Below are 6,254 nucleotides of genomic sequence, written 5' to 3' on the forward strand. Positions count from 1 at the left end.
CCAGCTCGGCCTCCGCGACAAGCTGGTCACGCCGCTGCCGCCGGAACGCCGCGATCGCGTCGTCGAGCGCCGCCGCGGCGTCGGCTGCCAGGCCGGCCGCCAGCAGCGCGCGGGCCCGGTCGGTCTCCAGGCCGGGAAGGATGCCGGGCGCGGTCTGCTGGTAGGCGCGCGCGGCGATGTCGAACGTGTGCAGCGCGGCCGGGATGTCGCCGCGCAGCAGGTCGCAGTAGCCAAGGTTCTGCGTCGCCTTTGCGGCTATCAGCGTCAGCCCGGCGGCCCGCGCGATGGCCGCGGAACGGCGCAGGTCGCTGCTGGCCAGCCCGACATCGCCGGTGTTCAGGTGCAGCACGCTGCGGTTGAGCAGCACGCGCGCCAGCAGCTCAGGGTCGTGGCGGACCAGCGGCTCGGCGGCCGCCAGCTGGACAAGGGCCGCCGCCCACCGGCCGGTGCGCAACAGCATCAGGCCGCGCTGGGACAGCACGATTCCGCGGTCGGCGGGGGCCACCGCCCGTTCCGCGTACTCAAGCAGGCGTAAGCCGTAATCGGCCCGGCCCTGCTCGGCCTCGAAGTACGCCAGCGTGATGACCATCCGGGCGGCGAGGGCCTGGTGCTGCGCCGGCACGACGCCCTGGCCGTCGTCCTGCCAGCCAAGCGCGGCCAGCCCGGCCCGTACCAGGCGCGCGCCGACCGCGGGCTGCCCGGCATTGCCCGCCCGCAACCCGCTGCGATGGGCTTGCCTGGCTCGCCACTCGGCCGTGCTCATGCGCTCACTAACAGCACGAGGGTCGGGGTGATCACTGTATTCATCCCGAACGGTCCCGGGCTGCTGCGGCCGCTCCCCGGCTGCGGCGGGCGGACGACCAGGCGGGCGGTGCCCCTGGGCACGCTGGCGAAGGCGAACCTGCCCTGGTCGTCGGCGTCCGTCGTGACCGAGCCGTCAGCCAGCGTGATCTCCACCTGGCGCGGCTGCGGTGGCGCGAGCCAGCCGTCGACCCGTGCGGAGCCGTCCGCGTTGGAGTCGATCCTGATCATGATCGTCAGGCTGCTGCTGTCGAAGGTGATCGTGCGGCTCTCCTCCGGCGTGCCCCGCACCAGTTCCTGCTCCGCGTCGGTCAGTTGCGCGAGCTCCGCTTCCATGCTGGCCAGCGCGACCGAGAACCTGATCCGCTCCACTAGGCCGTCAGGCACCGGATCGGCCGCCCCGAACAGCTCCCGCAGCCTCGCGAGCAGGCCATCGTCGCCTGCCTGGGCACCGTCGCTCCTCATTGGCTGCCTCCTTCGGCGCGCAGCGCGAGCCGCAGCTTGTCCAGGCAGCGGCCGCGCGTCGGGCCGACGCTGCCCCGGCTCATGCCGAGCCACTCGGCCACCAGGTCATAGTCGGGGCGCGGCACGAACGCCACGATGCGCAGCAGCCGCTGGCAGCGCGGTGACAGGGTACGCAGCGCCCGCCACAGCGCACGCTGCTCCTCGGCCTCAAGCATGCGCTCATCCGAGCCGCCCAGCGGGTCGGGGATCGTCATCAGCCACTCGTGGTCGGCCGGTTGCTGCCGGCGCGCGACGGCCGCCACCCGCCAGGCCTCCCGCTGGGTGGTCGTGATCAGCCAGGCCTTCAGCGCGCCCGGCGTGCGGATGCTGTCCTGGTGCGAGACCAGGCTCAGCCAGGCCGTCTGCACCGCGTCCTCGGCGTCCTCCCTGGACAGGCCCGCGGCCCGCGCCACGCTCCACAACAGCGGGGTCAGCTCGGGGATCAGCTTGTCGAGGTCGGCGATGAGGCCCTTGTCGTCGTTGGCGGCCAGCCCTTCGTCCACCCGATCAGCCTCCCTCCCAGCCGCGGCGGCGCAGCGCGTGCAGCGCGCGGTTGACCGTCGCGGCCTGTGCCGTGTCCGCCAGCGTGAGGGTCGCCGGGTCGTCGCGCGCGCCGTCGAGCAGCGCCCCGACAACCCAGGCAGCCAGCGCAGGCGCGGAGAACGAGGTGCCGTTCCAGGCGGCGAACCCGCCGCGGAAGTCGTCGGGATCGAGCGATTCCCTGGTTCGCGGCGGGCCGTGGTGCCCGCCCGGACCGGCCTGCGGCCTGGCCGGCACCTCCTGCGCGGACTTCAGCGAGCCGTTGACGTCGTCGGGGAACGTGCTGACCACCATGACGCCCGACGCCCACGCGCTGACCCAGCGGCCGCCGTTGCTGAACAGTGCCCGCGTGCTGTTCGGGTTCAGCGCGCCGACGCTGACCAGGGACAACGTCCCCGTCGGCCGTGGCTGGGCGGCGAACGCCGCCGGGTAGAACGGGCGGGAGGTCGAGTTGTTGCCCGCCGCGGCGACGACAAGGACGCCCATGTCGAGCAGCGTGCCGATCAGCGCGGCGAGCCCGGAGGTATAGGCGACGTCGGAGAAGGATTCGTTGAAGTAGCCGAGCGACAGCGAGATCGCGTCGATCATCAGCTCGGGCTTGGGGTCGGCCGGGTCCTGCGCTCGCGCCACCCGCGCCGCCAGCAGCTTCAGGGCGAGGATCAGGTCTCCCTCGTAGACGGTGTCGTCGCTGCGCATGATCCGGATGCTGAGCACCGTGGCGTCGGGCACGGCCTGCCTGAAGATCCCGGCGATGAACGTGCCGTGCCCGAGGGCTACTTCGATCTCGCCGACCAGCGGGTCAGCCGTCACCGGCGTGTCCCAGGGGTCTTTGATCAGCGCGCCGGCCAGGTCGCCGGCCGCGGCCGCGATGCTGTCGTTCACCAATATCGCGTGCTGGATGCCGCGGTCCACCCGGACGCTGCCGTCCGCCGTCGTGTGATAGCCGCCGCCCGCCGCGGCCGCGCGCGTCACGCCCAGCCAGGGGTGCGCCCGGACCCCTGTGTCCAGGACCGCGATAACCGGGCGCCGGCCGTAGCGCTCCTTGCACTGCCCATCGGTCCGCCGGGGCGGCGGGTCCGCGTACACCTCGACAGGGATGCGCGAGTCACCGGTGGCGGACAGGTACGGGGCGATGACCGCGTTCCCGTCTACCTCGGGGTTGCCGTCCACCTCGGGGGTGCCGGTGATCAGCGCGCCCACGAGCAGGTGCTCCAGGCTGATCTGGCGGACGTCGGCGGCGGCAAGGACCGCACCGCCGTGCGCGCGGCTGGTCTCCTGCCCGGGCGTGGCGTCGTCCTGCTCGCCGACAGCGTCGCGCAGTGCGGTGAGCGCCGTCCAGGCGTCCACCACGACCGGCGCCCGCCGCTGCGGGTCCGCCACCAGCACCGCGACGCCTGGCAGGGCGGCCAGCTGCTGGTAGTCGGCCAGCTGGGACGGCGGCGGGACCGGGACCAGCCGCATCCCCACCCCGCGCAGCACATCGTTGACGGCCGACAGGAACGGCTCCTGCTGCAGCCGGTAGGGGACGAGCAGGGTCCGTGCCCGGTACACGGTGGACCGCGGCGCGGGCCAGCCCTGCGCCACCGGCACGGCGACGGGGTCGAGGATCCGCGCGCCGTGCCTGGCGAGCAGCGACAGCGGAAGGCTCGCGATGCCGGATCCGCCGTCGCCGTCGCCAGGATCGGACGGCTGCGCGGCAGGCGGAACGAAATAGCACTTCATGTGGCGCTCCCCGGATGGCCGGCACTTCATCGTTTCCCGCGGGGATCAGGAAGTCCATCCCCCGTCATCTGCAAAGAGGGCCACGCCGTCCGCCAGATACGTCCCTTGCGGGCAATCTCGGGGGAATTACGCGGAAAACGCCGCGATCATGGGCCGCCTGGCGCGGCGGCCCATGATCGCGGGAGCTGCCCGGCTAGAAGGCCGGGTAGGCGAGCAGGCCGAAGGTGACGCTGCCAGACGGGTTGGTGTAGAACCCGACCAGGTCGTTCTCGTCGTTGATGCCATTGAGCGTCGTGGTGCCGATACCCTCCGGGTCATCCACGTTGGTCGTGTACCCGTGGCCGAGCCGGTAGATGAAGCCGTGCGTCGCCCCGCTCGCGGTGACGTAGTCGCCGACGACCCAGTCGGAGTCGTTGAGGCCGAGCGCCATGGTGGAGGTCGCGCCGGGGACGGCAAGCTTGATGAAGTCGCCGTTGCTCAACTTCAGGAAACCGTCCGTGGCCCCGGTCTTGGCGTTGACGACGTAAAAGCCCGCCACGTCGCCGTCGTTGTTGATGGCGGCAGCGGTGAGGCTCGGCGCCGCGGTGCCGCCGGGGGCGCCCGGTACGGTCACCATGGCGAACTTCTTGGTGCTGATGTTGTAGGTGTAGCCGCGGGCGTTGCCGGCGCCGTTGAGGTAGAAGCCGACCGCGACGTCGTGGTTGTTGACGCCGAGCAACTGGTCAACCTGGGGCTTGTCGTTGTCGGTTGTCGGATAGTTGACCTCGTGGAAGCTGCCGCCGACTGCGTAGAAACCGAAGTTGTTGTTGTTCATGCTGGCGGTGTTCATGCTGGACCAGAACCCGACCGTGACGCCCTTGTCGTTAAGCCCGGTGACCTGCGTCTGGACAGAGCCGGGAAAGTTCTCGCTGATGACGTCGCGCTGCGCGTACGGCGGCTCGAGCACGTAGCCCTTGTTCGGATGACCCTTGGCGCCTGAGCCGAAGTAGCCGGCGATCACACCGTCGTTGTTGATGCCGAGCAGCTGGTTGAACGTGGTGTCGTGGGTGCTGCCCAGCGTGACGAACTGGTAGCCATCGGCCGGCGCGGCCGCAGCTGACGTGGCGGCCCCGGCCGACCCGGCCAGCGTGACGGCCGCCACCGCGGCGAGCACGCCCGACGCAACTGCCGCCACGCCGATCCTCATCCGCGCTTTGCGGTCCGTGATGCTCATGGTGGTTTTCCCTTTCCTGTACCCGTGACTGGTAGCCGATCGCCATCCCCTGACTTGGCGGCCGCTGTTGTCCGCCCGGGATGTCCGTGGACCAATCTCCTGGTGCGCGCTGGGGGAAGCAGCGGGGGGTCGAGGGGAAATGGCGGGGGCGGGGCCGTCTAGCCGGGAGCGGGCGCGAGGCGCCACGCGTCGGCGGCGATGCGCCAGGCGCCGTCGGACTGGGCGCGGACCACCGTGCAGCCGGTCCCGCGCAGCCGGACCGGCTGGCCGTCGGGGCCGGTGCCCTCGATCCGCCGCTCGCAGACCAGAATCGCCAGGCCATCGGCCGGGAGGACCGCGACCAGCCTGATGTCAAGCGGCAGCCGCAGGTCCATGATCGCCGTCATCGTGTCGTACAGGCTGCGGGCGTCCGCCTGGTCGCCGGCCCACGGCCGCAGCACTGCCCCAGGCTCGTACTGCGCGACGGCCGCGCCGAGGTCGCCGTCGCTGACCGCCAGCGACACGAGCTCGGGTGCCTCCGACGGCCATCGCGCGGCCGGCGGGGCGATCGGATCCGACACGATGCCTCCTGCCTGTGGGGGCACGAGTCTTGCAGCCCGAAACCGGGGGAACGCGCTGCCGCTGGGGGAATCACCGGGGGGTGTCAGGCGCGGCCGAGCAGGCGCCGGTACAGCTCCGTCGTCTCCGCCGCAGGGGGGACGCCGACCTGCTCGTGCAGCAGCGCCGCGAGCTCTTCGTAGTGCCGCACGGCCCGCGCATTCTCCCCGAGGCGCTCCCAGCAGGTCATCAGCCCGCGGTGCGCCGATTCGTTCAGCGGCTCGTGCTCGACCGCGCGGCGGAAGGCGGTGACCGCCGCCTGGTAGCGCCCGGCCGCGGCCTGCAGCCGCCCGGCGGCGAGCAGCGCGGACTCGAAGCGCCGGCTCAGCTCGTCCCGGCGCGACTGCGCCCACTCCCCAGCGGTCATCCCGGCGAGGAAGTCGCCGCCATACGCGGCGATCGCGCGCAGCAGGTCGGGCAGCGCGGCCTCGGCCGGGCGGGCCCGGCTGGCCGAGGCGAGGGCCGCCTCGAACGTGTCAACGTCGCAGTCGTGCTCGCGAACCCGGTTGAACGAGTACCTGCCGCCGGAGTACAGCACCCAGTCCGGGTCGCCGAGCGCACGGCGCAACTCGCGAAGCGCGGTATGCAGCGCGTTCCCTAGCTGGCGGCGTGACAGGTCTGGCCACAGCGCGGTCCCCAGCTGTTCCCTGGTCAGCGGCGGCGACGTGACGAGCAGGAACAGCAGCTCGCGCGGCTTGGCGTAACCCCAGTCGGCCGGCGTCAGGGCGCCACCGCCGAGCTCGACGGTCGCGGTGCCGAGCGCGCGCACGCGCAACACGTCCCCGGCTCCGTCACCGTGCCCCGGCTGGGCCGGCCCGCGGGCCGCGGGCCGGCGAGACGGCCGGGCAGACGTGCCGGGCACGGCAGGATCCGCCAC

Annotated in this window: 7 protein-coding genes; all 7 read right to left on the reverse strand. The window is 72.3% G+C overall.

Annotation, left to right across the window (positions count from 1 at the left end; genetic code table 11):
* On the reverse strand, positions 1-763 hold a 763-nt coding region (locus Q1N79_RS27855), incomplete at its 3' end, for a hypothetical protein (protein ID WP_300614028.1).
* Positions 760-1,266, reverse strand: coding sequence for a hypothetical protein (locus Q1N79_RS27860; protein ID WP_300614029.1), 507 nt, complete (start codon positions 1,264-1,266; stop codon positions 760-762). The genes Q1N79_RS27855 and Q1N79_RS27860, both read right to left, overlap by 4 nt.
* On the reverse strand, positions 1,263-1,808 hold the full coding sequence (locus Q1N79_RS27865; RefSeq protein ID WP_300614030.1) for a sigma-70 family RNA polymerase sigma factor: 546 nt from the start codon (positions 1,806-1,808) through the stop codon (positions 1,263-1,265). The genes Q1N79_RS27860 and Q1N79_RS27865 overlap by 4 nt, the downstream gene beginning before the upstream one ends.
* A gap of 4 nt (positions 1,809-1,812) precedes the next feature.
* The gene (locus tag Q1N79_RS27870; RefSeq protein ID WP_300614031.1) at positions 1,813-3,567 is read right to left on the reverse strand and encodes a S8 family serine peptidase; all 1,755 of its coding nucleotides are present in this window, start codon (positions 3,565-3,567) and stop codon (positions 1,813-1,815) included.
* Between the two features lie 193 nt (positions 3,568-3,760).
* Positions 3,761-4,780 carry a hypothetical protein gene (locus tag Q1N79_RS27875; RefSeq protein WP_300614032.1) on the reverse strand — a complete coding sequence of 340 codons (1,020 nt, stop codon included), beginning with the start codon at positions 4,778-4,780 and terminating at the stop codon, positions 3,761-3,763.
* A 158-nt stretch (positions 4,781-4,938) separates the two neighbouring features.
* Complete coding sequence (locus tag Q1N79_RS27880; protein ID WP_300614033.1) at positions 4,939-5,340, reverse strand: hypothetical protein; 402 nt, start codon at positions 5,338-5,340, stop codon at positions 4,939-4,941.
* Positions 5,341-5,423: 83 nt separating this feature from the next.
* On the reverse strand, positions 5,424-6,254 hold an 831-nt coding region (locus Q1N79_RS27885), incomplete at its 5' end, for a BTAD domain-containing putative transcriptional regulator (protein ID WP_300614034.1).

The sequence above is a fragment of the Trebonia sp. genome (assembly GCF_030042015.1).
In the GTDB taxonomy this organism is placed as follows: domain Bacteria; phylum Actinomycetota; class Actinomycetes; order Streptosporangiales; family Streptosporangiaceae; genus Trebonia.

Excerpts from the sequence above, each read along its gene's own strand:
- Q1N79_RS27860 (WP_300614029.1), bottom strand. The coding sequence starts at position 1,266 with ATGAGGAGCGACGGTGCCCAGGCAGGCGACGATGGCCTGCTCGCGAGG.
- Q1N79_RS27870 (WP_300614031.1), bottom strand. The coding sequence starts at position 3,567 with ATGAAGTGCTATTTCGTTCCGCCTGCCGCGCAGCCGTCCGATCCTGGC.
- Q1N79_RS27875 (WP_300614032.1), bottom strand. The coding sequence starts at position 4,780 with ATGAGCATCACGGACCGCAAAGCGCGGATGAGGATCGGCGTGGCGGCA.